General features: G+C 70.6%; 11 protein-coding genes, 2 tRNA genes and 1 pseudogene. 5 read left to right on the top strand and 9 right to left on the bottom strand.

Features of this window, described 5'->3' with window-relative positions:
- Both G3573_RS14285 and G3573_RS14290 read left to right on the top strand, forming a co-directional pair.
- A pseudogene (locus G3573_RS14285) lies at positions 1–376 on the top strand (hypothetical protein); the annotation flags it as partial.
- A gap of 229 nt (positions 377–605) precedes the next feature.
- Entirely contained in the window at positions 606–1,226 is a 621-nt protein-coding gene (locus tag G3573_RS14290) for a glycine zipper 2TM domain-containing protein (protein ID WP_163261916.1), read from the top strand.
- A gap of 93 nt (positions 1,227–1,319) precedes the next feature.
- On the opposite strand, the gene G3573_RS14295 is transcribed toward G3573_RS14290, so the two are convergent.
- The 5 genes from G3573_RS14295 to G3573_RS14315 all read right to left on the bottom strand — a co-directional run bounded on the left by G3573_RS14295 (position 1,320) and on the right by G3573_RS14315 (position 7,734).
- Positions 1,320–2,051: a TlyA family RNA methyltransferase gene (locus tag G3573_RS14295; RefSeq protein WP_163261925.1), complete on the bottom strand. Its 732-nt coding sequence runs from the start codon at positions 2,049–2,051 to the stop codon at positions 1,320–1,322.
- Entirely contained in the window at positions 2,048–4,723 is a 2,676-nt protein-coding gene (locus G3573_RS14300; protein WP_163261917.1) for a valine--tRNA ligase, read from the bottom strand. The genes G3573_RS14295 and G3573_RS14300 overlap by 4 nt, the downstream gene beginning before the upstream one ends.
- 71 nt (positions 4,724–4,794) lie before the next feature.
- Positions 4,795–5,367 (bottom strand): DUF2497 domain-containing protein, encoded by a 573-nt coding sequence (locus G3573_RS14305; RefSeq protein ID WP_163261918.1) that lies wholly within the window; start codon positions 5,365–5,367, stop codon positions 4,795–4,797.
- A gap of 110 nt (positions 5,368–5,477) precedes the next feature.
- The gene (locus tag G3573_RS14310; protein WP_163261919.1) at positions 5,478–6,956 is read right to left on the bottom strand and encodes a TolC family outer membrane protein; all 1,479 of its coding nucleotides are present in this window, start codon (positions 6,954–6,956) and stop codon (positions 5,478–5,480) included.
- A gap of 148 nt (positions 6,957–7,104) precedes the next feature.
- The gene (locus G3573_RS14315) at positions 7,105–7,734 is read right to left on the bottom strand and encodes a protein-L-isoaspartate O-methyltransferase (protein WP_163261920.1); all 630 of its coding nucleotides are present in this window, start codon (positions 7,732–7,734) and stop codon (positions 7,105–7,107) included.
- Between the two features lie 179 nt (positions 7,735–7,913).
- On the opposite strand from G3573_RS14315, the gene G3573_RS14320 reads away from it, so the two are divergent.
- Positions 7,914–7,987: transfer RNA gene (locus G3573_RS14320), tRNA-Cys, on the top strand.
- Positions 7,988–8,033: 46 nt separating this feature from the next.
- Here the strand turns inward: G3573_RS14320 and G3573_RS14325 are convergent.
- Genes G3573_RS14325 through G3573_RS14340 form a run of 4 tightly spaced genes read right to left on the bottom strand, consistent with a single transcriptional unit; the run spans position 8,034 to position 12,063 of the window.
- Positions 8,034–8,369, bottom strand: a complete 336-nt coding sequence (locus G3573_RS14325; RefSeq protein WP_163261921.1) for a hypothetical protein — start codon at positions 8,367–8,369, stop codon at positions 8,034–8,036.
- A gap of 10 nt (positions 8,370–8,379) precedes the next feature.
- Entirely contained in the window at positions 8,380–9,786 is a 1,407-nt protein-coding gene (locus G3573_RS14330; RefSeq protein ID WP_163261922.1) for an MBOAT family protein, read from the bottom strand.
- Positions 9,787–9,790: 4 nt separating this feature from the next.
- Positions 9,791–11,077: a GDSL-type esterase/lipase family protein gene (locus tag G3573_RS14335; protein ID WP_163261923.1), complete on the bottom strand. Its 1,287-nt coding sequence runs from the start codon at positions 11,075–11,077 to the stop codon at positions 9,791–9,793.
- Positions 11,074–12,063 (bottom strand): DUF459 domain-containing protein, encoded by a 990-nt coding sequence (locus G3573_RS14340; RefSeq protein ID WP_346427387.1) that lies wholly within the window; start codon positions 12,061–12,063, stop codon positions 11,074–11,076. The genes G3573_RS14335 and G3573_RS14340 overlap by 4 nt, the downstream gene beginning before the upstream one ends.
- A gap of 390 nt (positions 12,064–12,453) precedes the next feature.
- On the opposite strand from G3573_RS14340, the gene G3573_RS14345 reads away from it, so the two are divergent.
- Together G3573_RS14345 and G3573_RS14350 are read left to right on the top strand one after the other, a co-directional pair.
- Positions 12,454–12,528: transfer RNA gene (locus G3573_RS14345), tRNA-Asn, on the top strand.
- Between the two features lie 392 nt (positions 12,529–12,920).
- The coding region (locus G3573_RS14350) for an efflux RND transporter periplasmic adaptor subunit (protein ID WP_163261924.1) at positions 12,921–13,630 on the top strand (710 nt) is incomplete at its 3' end.

Consider the following 13,630-nt stretch of genomic DNA (forward strand, 5'->3'; position numbering starts at 1 on the left):
CGCCAAGACCGAAGGCGGCGCGCTGGGCGCCGCGGTGGGCGCCATGGTCGGCGCCAAGGCCGGCCAGCGCTCCGCCGCCTGCGGCACCGCCGGCCAGGGCTACGGCTCCAACGGCTACGCCAACAACGGCTTCTACGGCAACGACAGCTACGGCGGCCGCGACTACGGCTACCGCGAGCCGGCCTATGATCCGTACGCGCACCGCGACCGTGACTACGACGACTACCGCCGTCCGGTCAGCGACGTCCCGCCGCCCCCGCCGGTCGACGGCTGCCGCCTGGCCGAGAGCCCGATCTACCTGCCCGACGGCCGCACCGAGATGCGCTACGTGCGCGTCTGCCCGGACCAGAACGGCCGCTACCGCGTCGTCGACTGATCTAAGCAGCCCCGCCTCAGCCGACGTCTGGAGAGCCGCCCGCGCCCGCGCGGGCGGCTTTTTCGTCGCCCGCAGCTCCGCTACTGGGCGCCGGCGCGACGAACTTTGTTCCATGAACACGGATGAACGGACCCGATCAGGCGTTGTTCAGGTTGAAGCGTGTCAATTCGCTTCGACAGAGCGAGCCGCGGCCCGGACGACCGGGACCGCCCTCGAGAGGAGGGATCCCATGAAGTACGCTTCCGCGTCCCGTGTCCTGGTCGCCGCCCTGGTGGCGACCTCGGTCCTTGTCCCCACGATCGCCAGCGCCGACGATCCGTACGATCGCCGCGGCGACGGCTACTACGACAACCGTCACGACGACCGGTACGACGATCGCTACGACGACCGGTATCGCGACGACCGGTACGGCGACGACCGCTATCGCGGCCAGCGGGTCCGCTACGGCGACTACCGCTACTACCAGGACGCCTGCCAGGACGAGAAGCGCAAGCGCCGCAACACCGGCGCGGCGGTCGGCGCCGTCGCCGGCGCGACGGTCGGCTCGCAGGTCGCAGGTCGCGGCCAGCGCACCGAGGGCGCGGTCCTGGGCGCGGTCGCCGGCGCGGTGATCGGGGCCGAGGTCGGCCGCAAGTCGGCGAAGAACTCCGCCGCCTGCGACGCCACGGGGCCCTACTGGTCGCGCAACGACACCCGTGACTGGCGCTACGGCGAACGCTGGCAGACCCAGCCCGGCCGCCGCAACGACGCCTCCTACGCCCGCCAGGGCTGCCGCTGGGCCCAGGACTATCGCGGCGACTACTTCCGGGTCTGCCCGGACCGTCAGGGCCGCTATCGCGTCGCTTACTGAGCGCGTTACGAATAAGTGGATCCGGTTTTCCGATCAGAACGCGCTCAAGCTTTTGAATGCTGAGCCTGTTCCGTTCTTGGAACGGGACAGGCTCTAGCCCAGGCGCGCCCAGAGCAGGTGTTCGCGGTTGCCGTCGGCTCCGGTGATCGGGCTGTCGGCGACCGCGAGCACGCGCCACCCGCGCGCCTCCAGCCAGGCGCGCACCTCGTCCAGCACCCGGGCGTGAACGGTCGGGTCCTTGACCACCCCGCCCTTCCCGACGTGCTCAGGCCCCGCTTCGAACTGCGGTTTGACCAGGGCCACCAGATCGGCCCCCTCGGCCGCGAGCTCCAGCGGCACGGCCAGAACCTTGGCCAGGCCGATGAAGCTGGCGTCGCAGACCACCAGCTCGGGCGCTTCGGGGATCAGGGTCCGGTCCAGCGCGCGCGCGTCCGTGCCCTCCAGCGACACGACCCGCGGGTCGGCCGACAGGCTGGCGTGCAGCTGCCCGCGGCCGACGTCGACCGCGTAGACCCGCCGCGCGCCGCGCGAGAGGGCGACCTCGGTGAAGCCGCCGGTCGACGCACCGACGTCCAGCACCACCCGCCCCTCGACCTCGACCGGCCACAGGCCCAGCGCATGGTCCAGCTTCAGCGCGCCGCGGCCGACCCAGCGATACGCCGGCTCGGCCGCGATCTCGGCCTCGGGGTCGACCGCTTCCGACGCCTTCCCGACCACCCGGCCGGCGACGCGCACGCCGCCGGCTTCGATCGCGGCGCGCGCCTTGGCGCGGCTGTCGAACAGGCCGCGCTCGACCAGCAGGACGTCCAGCCGCTTGCGCGTCAGGCCACCGCCTCCAGACGCGCCAGGGCCGACTGCAGCTTGGCCTTGGCCTCTTCGGCCTCGGCCAGACGCTCGCGGTTCTCCTCGACCACCTCTTCCTTGGCGCGGGCCACGAAGTCGGGGTTGTCGAGCTTCTTGCGGGTCTTTTCGATGTCGCCGTCCAGGACGCCGATCTCCTTGGCCAGGCGGGCGCGTTCAGCCACCAGGTCGATGAACTCGGCGATCGACAGGGCGCCGGTGGCTTCGCCCGCCGCGAACGGCGCGGCGCCGGCCGGCACGGCGTCGGCTTCCTTGACGTCCGAGGCGCGGGCCAGGGTGACGATCAGGTCGCGGTGACGGGCCAGGCGTTCACGGGTGACCGCGTTGGCGCCGACCAGCACGATGGGCGCGCGCGCCGACGGCGGCACGTTCATCTCCGAGCGGATCGAGCGCACGTCGGTGACCAGGTCGACCAGCCAGCCGATCTCGGCCTCCGCCTCGGCGTCGATCCAGGCCTGCGGCAGGGCCGGCCAGTCGGCGACGATCAGCATGCTCCCGCGCTTGGGACCGCCGAACGCGGCGAGCTCCGCCCACAGCTCCTCGGTGAGGAACGGCATGACCGGGTGCAGCAGCTTCAGGCACTGGTCCAGCACCCAGGCGGCCATGGCGCGGGTCTCGGCCTTGGCGGCCTCGTCTTCGCCGTTCAGCACCGGCTTGGCCAGCTCCAGGTACCAGTCGCAGAACACGTTCCAGATGAAGCGGTAAAGGCTGGCCGCCGCGTCGTCGAAGGCGCAGGCCTCCAGCGCCTTGGTGACCGCCTCGGCCGTCTTCACCGTCTCGCCGCGGATCCAGCGGTTCAGGGTCGACTTGACCTCGGCCGGGTCGAAGCCCTCGACGCGGACGCATTCGTTCATCTGGCAGAAGCGTGCGGCGTTCCACAGCTTCGTGCCGAAATTCCGATAGCCTTCAATGCGCTGCTTCGAGAGCTTGATGTCGCGCGCAGCCCCCGACATGGCCGTCATGGTGAAGCGCAGGGCGTCGGCCCCGAGCTCGTCGACCAGCTCCAGCGGGTCCATGACGTTGCCCTTGGACTTCGACATCTTCTGGCCGGAAGCGTCGCGGACCAGGGCGTTGATGAACACGCGCTTGAACGGCACGTCGTCCATGAAGTGCAGGCCCATCATCATCATCCGGGCGACCCAGAAGAAGATGATGTCGAAGCCGGTGACCAGGGTGTGGGTCGGGTAGAACCGCTTCAGGTCGGAGGTCTCCTCCGGCCAGCCCATGGTCGAGAACGGCCACAGGGCCGAGGAGAACCAGGTGTCGAGGACGTCCTCGTCCTGGCGCAGCTCGACGTCCGAGCCATAGTGCGCGCGCGCCGCGGCGCGGACCGCCTCCTCCGTCTCCTCGACGAAGACGTGGCCGTCCGGACCGTACCAGGCCGGAATGCGGTGGCCCCACCAGAGCTGGCGCGAGACGCACCAGGGCTCGATGTTGCGCATCCACTCGAAGTAGGTCTTCTCCCAGTTCTTCGGGACGAAGGCCATGTCGCCGGTCTCGACCGCCTTGATCGCCGGCTGGGCCAGGACCTCGGCGTTGACGTACCACTGGTCCGTCAGGAACGGCTCGATGACCACGCCGGACCGGTCGCCGTGCGGCACGGCGTGGCGGGTCTTCTCGATCCCGCGCAGCAGGCCCAGCTCTTCCATCTTCGCGGTGATGGCGCGGCGCGCGTCGAAGCGGTCCATGCCGGCGAACTCGGTCGGGACCTCGTCGTTGAGGCGGGCGTAGGCGTCGAAGATGTTGATCATCTCCAGGCCGTGGCGCTTGCCGACCTGGAAGTCGTTGAAGTCGTGCGCCGGCGTGATCTTCACCGCGCCGGAGCCCTTCTCAGGGTCGGCGTACTCGTCGGCGACGATCGGGATCTTCCGCCCGGTGATCGGGTGGGCCAGCAGCTTGCCGATCAGGCCCTGGTAGCGCTCGTCGGTCGGGTGCACGGCCACGGCCGTGTCGCCCAGCATGGTCTCCGGCCGGGTGGTGGCGACCACCACCTCGGTGACCTCGCCCACCGGGCCGTCGGCCAGCGGATAGGCGAAGTGGTAGTAGGCGCCGTCGACGGTCGGCTGCAGGACCTCCAGGTCCGAGATGGCGGTCTGGAAGTGCGGGTCCCAGTTCACCAGCCGCTTGTCGCGGTAGATCAGGCCTTCCTTGTAGAGCTGGACGAACACCTTGCGGACGGCGGCCGACAGGCCCTCGTCCAGGGTGAAGCGCTCACGGCTCCAGTCGCAGGACGCGCCCAGGCGGCGCAGCTGGTTCTGAATGGTGCCGGAGGACTCGGCCTTCCACTTCCACACCCGCTCGACGAAGGCGTCGCGGCCCATGTCGCGCCGGCCCGGCCCGCCCTCGGCGGCCAGCATGCGCTCGACCACCATCTGGGTGGCGATGCCCGCGTGGTCGGTGCCCGGCAGCCACAGCACCGCCTTGCCGCGCATGCGCTCGAAGCGCGCCAGCACGTCCTGCAGGGTGTTGTTCAGCGCGTGGCCGATGTGCAGCGAGCCGGTCACGTTCGGCGGCGGGATGACGATGGAGAACGCCTCGGCGTTCGGGTCGTCCTTGGGCGCGAAGGCGCCGGCGGCCTCCCACTGGGCGTAGAGGCGCGGTTCGGCGGTCTTGGGATCGAAACGGTTCTGGAGCATGGGATAAATGAAAGAGGGCGGACCCGGGGGGCCCGCCCTCTTAGCAGCCTGTTAGGGACGAAGCGAAGGGGTCAGCGGGCGCCGCGGCGCGCGATGCGTTCGACTTCCGTCTGTACCTGGGCCTCGACGATGGCCGGAAGGTTGGCGTCGAGCCAGTCCTTCAGCAGCGGACGCATCAGTTCCTTGACCACGTCCTCGAGCGAGCGGCCCTCGCGCGGCATCAGCAGGGTCGAAGCCAGGGCGCCGAAGGCGGCGGCGGCGGACTCGGCGGCACGATCGCTCACGAGACGCTCCGTTTCGGTGGGGCTGAAGCTGGCGACCGGAGCCGGTGCGGGCATTTCGCGCGGCGCGGCCTCGATGTCGCCGACCGTCTCGAACGGACGGATCGGCGTGGGCTCCGGCATCGCGACCGGCGCCGGTTCTTCATAGCGCTGGGTCAGCTCCAGCACTTCGTCGTCGGCCTCGTAGGCCACGTCGGCGATGTGCGAGGGCGTCTCGTCCATCATGGCCGGCGAGACGGCGTGCGCGACCGGCGCCGCCGCAGCGGCCTGCGGTTCAGCCGGCGCCTCGTCTTCGGAGATGATGCGGCGGATGGAGGCGAGGATTTCCTCCATCGTCGGTTCTTGGGCGGTCTGGTCGGACATCGATCGCGGCCGTTCAGGTCTGGGATAACGTGGGATCGCGCACAGCCTAAGGCCGACTGCGCGCGCCCGCAAACGCCTTCATGGTTAAATCGGAACCGATCAACGAAGGTTTACTGCGAAGGCTGTTTCGCGCTCAGTCGCTGATCGATCGGCGCGTCCGCGTCCTTCTCGTTGTCGCTGGCGCCCGGCTTCAGGGTGCGGTCGACGACGGCGATCAGCGGCTCCCACGGCACGCCGCCCTTGCCCTTCACGCGGTTGAAGTTGCGCTTGGGATCGTAGGCGGGGACGTCCTGGACCAGGTTGGCGGCCTCCAGCCTGCCCATGGCCGACAGCAGGGTGGCGCCGGCGATGTACTGGTCGCGGCGGGCGTTGACGAGCGCCAGCTCGGAGGTCCGCAGCTCCTGCTCGGCGTTCAGCACGTCGAGCGTGGTGCGCAGGCCGACCTGGTTTTCCTGGCGCACGCCTTCGGCGGCGATGCGCTGGGCGCGCACCTGCTCTTCGTTGGCGACGTAGGCGGCCTTGGCCGACTGCAGCAGCGACCAGGCGTTGGACACCTGGCGCAGCACGTCGCGGCGAGCGCCCTGCACGGCGATCTGGGCGGCGTTCTGGCGTTCCAGCTGCTGGCGGACCACCGAGGTGTTCACGCCGCCGGTGTACAGCGGCACCGAGATGCTGGCGGTGGCGCGGACTTCACGCTGGTCGAGGTTGGTCAGGAAGTCGTTGACCGAGGTCTGCGACGTGACGCTGGCCTGCAGCGAGGCGTTGGGCAGGAACTGCGACTTGGCCTGCACCACACGGGCGCGGGCGGCGTCTTCGGCGTACTGGGCGGCGCGCAGGGCCGGGTTGGCCTGCTCGGCCGCGTCCATGGCGGAGTCGAAGTCGCCCGGCATGCCCGGCAGGGTCGGCTCCTCGGCCAGTTCGCCCGGCGTCTGGCCGACGACCGAAGTGTAGGAGGCGCGGCTGACGGCCAGGTTGGCCTGGGCGGCGGACAGGTTGGCCTGGGCGGCGGCCAGACGGGCCTCGGCCTGGGCGACGTCGGTGCGGGTGATCTCGCCGACCTCGAAGCGGGCGCTGGCTTCTTCCAGCTGGCGCTGCAGGACGCGCACGTTCTCCTGCTGGATGCCAAGGGCCGCCAGGTCGCGGCGAACGTCGGCGTAGGCCGCGACGACCGCCTGCAGCACTTCCGCCTCGACCGAGCGCAGGTTCTCGCGGCCCTGCATGATGTCGGCCTCGGCCGCGCTCACGCCGGAAGCCACCCGCCCGCCGGTGTAGAGCGGCTGGGTCGCCGACAGCGAGGCCGACGACAGGTAGCGTTCCTTCTCCAGCGGGAAGGAGGAGATCACGAATTCCGGATCGCTGTAGGTCACCGCCACCGCCGCGTCGGCGGTCGGACGCCAGCCGGAGCGCGCCTGGACGTAGTTCTCGTCGAGCGCGCGCAGGCTGGCGCGCTGCTGCTGCAGGGTCGGGTTGGTCTGGTAGGCCAGCCCGATCGCCTCAGCCAGGGTCTCGGCCGAGGCCGCGCCGGCGCTCAGCGACAGCACCAGGCTCAGGGCCGCAGCCGATCGGAGGGCGCGACGGCGATTCGACATGACACTTAGTCCCTAAAGTCGGCCCAGGCGGCGCGAGTGCGACATATACTCACGCTCTGGCCGCCCGACCAGCAATCCACCAGTTAAGCTTTTTTCACGTTGGACCGCCGCAATTCCGTCGCCCACGGGCGACGGCTTCGGAAATCGCTCAGAACTGGAACGAAGGGCGCCGCTCGAAACCCGCCAGAACCGGCGGCGCGGCGTCGAACACTTCGCGCGTCGCCACCGCCGACGGGGTGCGCACGTAGAGGCGCGCACGGCCCATCGGCCCGTCCCGCTCCACCACCGCCAGGCGCCCGCCGACCTTCAGGGCCTCGATCCAGGCCGCCGGGGCCTCGGACACCGCGCCTTCCGAAATGATCAGGTCGTAGTCGCCGCCCATCGGCGCGGCGAGATCGCCCGCCTTGAGTTTCACCCCGTAATCGCCCAGCGCCGTCTCCAGCACGGCCACGGCGCGCGCGTCGCTCTCCTGGGCGGTGACGTCCAGGCCGATCGAGGCCAGCACCGCGCCGGCGTAGGGCGCGGCGATCGCCAGGGCCTTCTCGCCCGCCTTGGGCGCGGCCGCCTGCAGCAGCTTGGCCACTTCGCGCGGCCCCATCAGCCAACGCTCGGGGCAGATCTCGACCGGGACTTCGGCATAGGCCGCAAACGCCCGGGCCGGGGCGCAGAATCGCTCCCGCGCGACCCGACGCATGGCGTCCTGGATCTCGAAATCGGTCACGTCGTTGGTCCGCACCTGGGACTCGACCATGTTCAGCCGCGCCGACACGAAATCCATCGCGCTCGCCTTTCCTTATAAGGGCCGCCTTGTAAATCGCGCCGCTTATAGGGCGCGCGCCGCGGAAATGGCAACGCAGGGCGAAACCCAGAAAAAACAGGAAAGTTTCGAACGCCTGTGCGTTGCGGCCCGCAAACCGATCTGCTACCCCCTCGCCTCTCCAGCGCGACAAGCGCCACGGCCTGGTGGCGGAGTGGTTACGCAGCGGACTGCAAATCCGTGTACCCGAGTTCGATTCTCGGCCAGGCCTCCAACTTCCCTATAGCTGAAGCCCCATCCGCGGTCGGCGGTCTCCGTCGTCAGGCGGGCGGACGACGCTGTCCCGACTCAGGGCCCGCCCTCGCCGCCTCGTAGTTCGAGCGCAGGCCCGCGCGCAGGTCGTCGAAGCCGGCCAGCTTGGTGCGCGCCGCCCAGGTGTCGGCGAGCGCGCGGATGGTCTCGGCCCGCCAGCTGGGTTCCAGGGTGTAGGCCCAGCTCTGCAGCGAGCGGGCGTTCAGGAACAGCAGCATCACGAGCGCGACCACCACGACCTGGGCGCCCCAGCGCCGGGCGCGGGAGGACTCCAGCTCGTCGGCGAGCACTTCGCCCTCGTCGAAGATGTCGATCGCGCCGCCCGGGTGGATTTCGGTCGTCATCCCCGCCCCCTCAGAACTGGAAGTAGATGAAGGGCGCCACGCCCTCGGGCCGCATGGCCTCGACGGCCAGCAGCACCAGGGCCAGGCCCGCCCCGAACACCGGCGACGGAACCGGACGGACCAGCCCGGCCAGCCGCTCCGCGGCGCGCGCCGGCAGGAAGTGCATGGCCAGGCCGCCGGCGATCAGCACCGCCAGGAAGGGCGTGACCAGGGCCGCCGGCTGGGTCACCCGCGCGAAGCCCTCGACGTAGTCCAGGGCCAGCTGGAAGGACTCGGCCCTGAACAGGATCCAGCCCAGGCAGACGATGTGGAAGGTGACCACGACGCCCAGCACGCCCGCCCAGCGGCCGGTCGCGGCCGGACGCCAGGCGCGCCACGCCCGCTCGAACGCCAGCACCACGCCGTGCAGGCCGCCCCAGGCCACGAAGGTCCAGGCCGCGCCGTGCCACACGCCGCCCAGCAGCATGGTGATGATCACGTTGCGGCAGCCCTTCCACAGCGGGCCGCGGCTGCCGCCCAGCGGGATGTAGAGGTAGTCGCGCAGCCAGCTCGACAGGCTGATGTGCCAGCGCCGCCAGAAGTCCTGCAGCGAAGCGGACCGGTACGGCTGGTCGAAGTTGCGCGGGAAGCGGTAGCCCAGCAGCGCCGCCACCCCGATGGCCATGTCGCTGTAGGCCGAGAAGTCGCAGTAGATCTGCACGGCGTAGGCGTAGACCGCGGCCAGCAGGTCCCAGGCGCCGTGCGCGCTGGGGTCGAAGAACACCGGATCGACGATCCCCGACGACAGCTCCGAGGCGATCACCGTCTTCTTGAACAGGCCCCAGGCGATCAGCAGGAAGGCGTGGGCGGTCATTTCGCGGGTGACCGTCGGCGTCCGCTCGAACTGCGGCAGCAGGTGACTGGCCCGCACGATCGGTCCCGCCACCAGGTGCGGGAAGAAGGACATCAGCAGGGTGACGTCGAGCAGTTTGGCCGGGGCCACCTTCTCGCGGTGCACGTCGATCAGATACGACATGCCCTGGAAGGTGAAGAACGAGATGCCGACCGGCAGCAGCACCTGCAGCAGCGGCAGGTCGCGCTCCCAGCCGAACAGGCGCAGCAAGGCCCCGCCCTGCTCCACGAAGAAGCCGTAGTACTTGAAGAAGCCGAGGATGGTCAGGTTGGCGGCGACGCCCAGAATGACCACCCAGCGGCGGATGGTCGGCGTGTCGGCCCGCACGATCAGTTGCGAGGCGCCCCAGTTCAGCAGCGCGCTGCCGGCCAGCAGGCCGACGAAGCGCCAGTCCCAGGCCCCGTAGAAGAACCAGCTGGCGAGGATCAGGAACGCCTTGCGGCGCTCGTTCTCGCGCTCGAGGCTCCAAGACACCGCGTAGACCACCAGGAAGAACAGGGCGAACGCCATGGTCGGGAAGAGCATGGCCTCAGTTCTCCCCGGCCCGCATGAGATCGTCGAACAGCCGCTCGGCGATCATCGCGCCGCCGTGAGCGGTGAAGTGGACGTGGTCGCGCCGCATCAGCGGCGGATCGCCGGCGGTCAGGGCGTGCGCGCCGCACGCGCCGCCCATGGCCTGCTCCCAGTCCCAGAAGGCCGCGCCCTCCTCCGCCGCCGCCCGGCGCTGGGCGGCGCGCACGACGTCGAGCATGGGCGGGGCGTACCAGCGCTCCAGGGCCGGGCTGCGGTGCTCGACCAGGCTCGCGTAGTCGCGGCGCTCGGCCTCGGACAGCCGCCCGCAGGCGGGGTATTCGCGGTCGATCCCGTCGGTCAGCAGGTCGGGCCGGATGGTGGCCGCGTCGGGCGCGCCCAGGACCAGCACCGGCGCGCCGCCGGACAGCCGCCGCAGTCGGCGGATCTGGTCGCGAAGAAGCTGTTCGTAGGCCGCCGGATCGACGTCGCTGGCGAAGCCTTCGTTGGTGCCGAAGGCCAGCACGATCAGGTCGGGACGATAGGCCTCCAGCTCGACGGCCAGGGCGCGGTCGTCGCGCTGGGCGAAGTGCGACAGCTGGGCCCCGACCACGCCCAGGTTGGACAGGACCACCCCGCCGTCGCGCCGGAAGCTCGCCCAGGACAGGACGGTCGCCCCGCCGCGCTCGACGGTCAGGTCCAGCCGCGTCTGGCGGGCCGGGAATTCGAACTCACGGCAGGTCGGACCGGAATCGGCCGGCAGCGAGACAGGCCGGCGCTCCTGGCCGGCGGTGAGGACGAGGTCGGCGCCCGCGTGTCCCGTTTCGAGACACACCGTCGCCCGGTCGAAGCCGGCGGAGGGCTCGGCCGCCAGCGACAGCCGCGCGCCCGGCGCGTCGGCGACCAGGCGGAAGCCGGAAAGTCCGTAGGGACCGCTGGCCGGGGTCGGCGCGCGGCCCGCGGGCGCGAGGCTGTATTCGGTGCGCCAGCCGCTGGCCTGCACGTCGACCAGCCTCTGCACCAGGCCCGGATAGGGCGCGCCCGGGATCAGCACCCCGCGGCCGCCTGAGCCGTAGCGCGCCTGCAGCCGGTCGCGCAGGGCGCCGGAGATCAGGTCCGCGGCGCTGTGGCTGTCGCCGATCTGCAGGACGTGCACCGGCCGGGTGCGCCGCCCGGCCTGCAGGTCCTGCAGCGCCGCTTCGAACGGTTGCAGCGCGCCGGCGTCGGTCAGCCGCTCGGGCGCGGTGGCGCCGGCCAGCGGCGCGCAGGCCAGACCCAGCAGCAGGGCGAGCGCCGCGATCCTCATGACGCGGTCCGGGTCACAGCCGAAGCGGCCCCGGCGGCGGGGGCCTTGGCCCGGGCCACGTCGGCGAGGATGCGCGTGGCCACCGGCGAGGCCAGCCGCAGATAGCCGGCCGGGGTCATGTGCACGCCGTCGTCGGCGCGCATCAGGCGTTTGCGGTCCGAGCCCGGCTCGGACAGGTAGGCCGAGTACTCGCCGCCCTCGTCCTGGAACAGCTCGGTGGTGGCGATGAAGGGCACGCCCAGCGTGCGCGCCCGCTCGGCGTAGAGCTCATTCAGATAGACCGCGCTGGCGTCGCGGTCGGCGCGGCGCATCTTCGGCAGTCCGACCCAGTAGACCGCGGCGCCCTGGGCGCGCAGCACCTGCACCAGGGCGTCGATCCGCGCCAGGTAGGCCTTGCGCCAGCCCTCGCTCTTGAACGGATAGACGTGACCGTCGGCGGCGATGGCCTGGGCGTCGTTGCAGCCGAACTCGATGACCGCGACCTCGACCTTGCCGCCGGCCAGCTGCTCGACCGTCTGGGCCTGCACGTCGACGTAGTCGTAACGGGTCAGGCCGGTGGAGACCCGGCTGAACCTGCTGACCTCATAGGTCTTGTCGGTGCGCAGCTGGCGATAGAGGCCGGCCCACAGGCCGTCGCCCATGGAGTCGCCGAACACGCCGACGGTGATGCGACCGTCCGCGTCGGCTCCGCGCAGCACCACGGCCGGATCGTACACGACCGGGACCACGGCCGGCGCGGGCGCGGCGGCGGCCGCGCGCTTCGGCGCCGGCTCGGCCGCCTGGGCGGAGCCTCCGGACGTCGGCAGGTGGGCGAAGAAGGAGGCGATCCGGCTCCCCGCGCCGGCCCGCCCCTCGGGCGTCACGACCAACCCGATCAGAGCGCCGGCGACCAGACCCAGGTAGAAGATGCTCGAACGCCGTCCGAGCCAACGGGCGACAGGCCCGAACGCGCCGCTCTCCTCGCCGGCCTCGCGATCCAACGACACGCTTTTCCCCCCAGACCGGCCGTCACCAACCCGGTCCCGCGAACCCTTCGATCGGGACGCCGCTCCCCCGCGGAGCCCCGTTCGTCAGACTTTGTTAACTACCATTGGCGACCGCCGGTCGTCCAGCAAAGCTGGCGCCAGAACGGCCGTCCCAGACCGGCCCGGCGGCTTGGTTGTCGCGACCTGAACGAGGCCCGCCCGCGTTAAGCCTTCGCTAACCAAATCGGCGCGATGGAGGCGGGGTCTTCTTCTTGGAGACACCCACCATCACCGAACTCGACCAGGCCCGGCGCACGCGTCGGGCTCTTTTTTTGGGAGAGACGAAAAACCCGCCTTGCGCCCCGAACCGCGAGGCTGTTATACGCCCCTCCTCTCGGCGATGAGCCCTGATCCGCGGTAGCTCAGTGGTAGAGCAGCCGGCTGTTAACCGGCTGGTCGTAGGTTCGAATCCTACCCGCGGAGCCATCGCGCTCCCTCTCAAAATTTGGTCGATCAGCCCACCGGCCGCTCACGTTCCGCAGCATGACGGGCGCGTCCCGCCATCGCCCCCGGGAGTCCGCGCTCACGGCGTCAGCCCCCTCTCCGCCGAGCTTTTGAATTGATTGAATTCAAACAATTTGACGCTCGCCGCACAGATTAAAGCGCTGCGGACAAGAGGGCCTTAAGGGCGATTTGAAGTATACTGCCCCGCCTGAGCGCGTCTTGGCTCGGGGGACCGTTTCCCGAACTCCACACCTTCGCGTCGAAGCGACGCGGTTACCGCGAATTCATTTGAGCCTTCGCGGCCGCCGCTTCACTGAGAAACATAATCCGACGGCTCGACTCCCCGGAGCCGCAATCCACGGACTGCAGCTCCAATGCGCGTCAACAAATCCTACGTTTTCGCCGGCATCATCATCGGCGCCGTCATCGCCTATTTCGCGATCAGCGCCGCGCTGGGCCGTGGAAAGCACGCCGAAGCGGCCCCGGCCGAGAAGAAGAAGGACGAGCTCCAGCTGGTCCGCACCGTGCTGACGCCGGAGTCCGTGCGCCCCTACGCGGTGGTGCTGCGCGGCCGCACCGAAGCGATGCGTTCGGTGGTGGCCCGTTCCGAGACCGCCGGCGTGGTCGCCGCCACCCCGACGCCGGAAGGCTCGTGGGTGAAGGCCGGCCAGGTGCTGTGCCGCCTCGACGTCGACGCCCGCCAGGCCACCCTGGACCAGGCGCGCGCCAACCTGCGCTCCAAGACGCTTCAGTGGGAAGCCGGCCAGCGCCTGGCCGAGAAGGGCTTCCGCTCCGACACCCAGGTGGCCTCCGCCCGCGCCGACATGGACCAGGCCGCCGCCCAGGTGCGCCAGGCCGAGGTCGCCTACGAGCAGATCAACATCCGCGCCCCGTTCGCCGGCGTGTTCGACAACCGCGACGCCGAGGTCGGCTCCTACCTGTCGCCGGGCCAGCCCTGCGGCACGGTGGTCGAGCTGAGCCCGCTGCTGCTGGTTGGCGACGTGCCCGAGGCCGACGCCGGCCGCATCGCCGCGGGCGCGCCCGCCCGCGCCGACCTGGGCGCCGGCGGCACGCTGGTCGGCAA

The sequence above is a fragment of the Caulobacter sp. 17J65-9 genome, assembly GCF_010975005.1.
Taxonomy (GTDB): domain Bacteria; phylum Pseudomonadota; class Alphaproteobacteria; order Caulobacterales; family Caulobacteraceae; genus 17J80-11.

Bases quoted from the DNA above. Each gene is read 5' to 3' on its own strand.
- G3573_RS14290 (WP_163261916.1), top strand. From the start codon at position 606: ATGAAGTACGCTTCCGCGTCCCGTGTCCTGGTCGCCGCCCTGGTGGCG.
- G3573_RS14300 (WP_163261917.1), bottom strand. From the start codon at position 4,723: ATGCTCCAGAACCGTTTCGATCCCAAGACCGCCGAACCGCGCCTCTAC.
- G3573_RS14305 (WP_163261918.1), bottom strand. From the start codon at position 5,367: ATGTCCGACCAGACCGCCCAAGAACCGACGATGGAGGAAATCCTCGCC.
- G3573_RS14310 (WP_163261919.1), bottom strand. From the start codon at position 6,956: ATGTCGAATCGCCGTCGCGCCCTCCGATCGGCTGCGGCCCTGAGCCTG.
- G3573_RS14315 (WP_163261920.1), bottom strand. From the start codon at position 7,734: ATGGATTTCGTGTCGGCGCGGCTGAACATGGTCGAGTCCCAGGTGCGG.
- G3573_RS14325 (WP_163261921.1), bottom strand. From the start codon at position 8,369: ATGACGACCGAAATCCACCCGGGCGGCGCGATCGACATCTTCGACGAG.
- G3573_RS14330 (WP_163261922.1), bottom strand. From the start codon at position 9,786: ATGCTCTTCCCGACCATGGCGTTCGCCCTGTTCTTCCTGGTGGTCTAC.
- G3573_RS14335 (WP_163261923.1), bottom strand. From the start codon at position 11,077: ATGAGGATCGCGGCGCTCGCCCTGCTGCTGGGTCTGGCCTGCGCGCCG.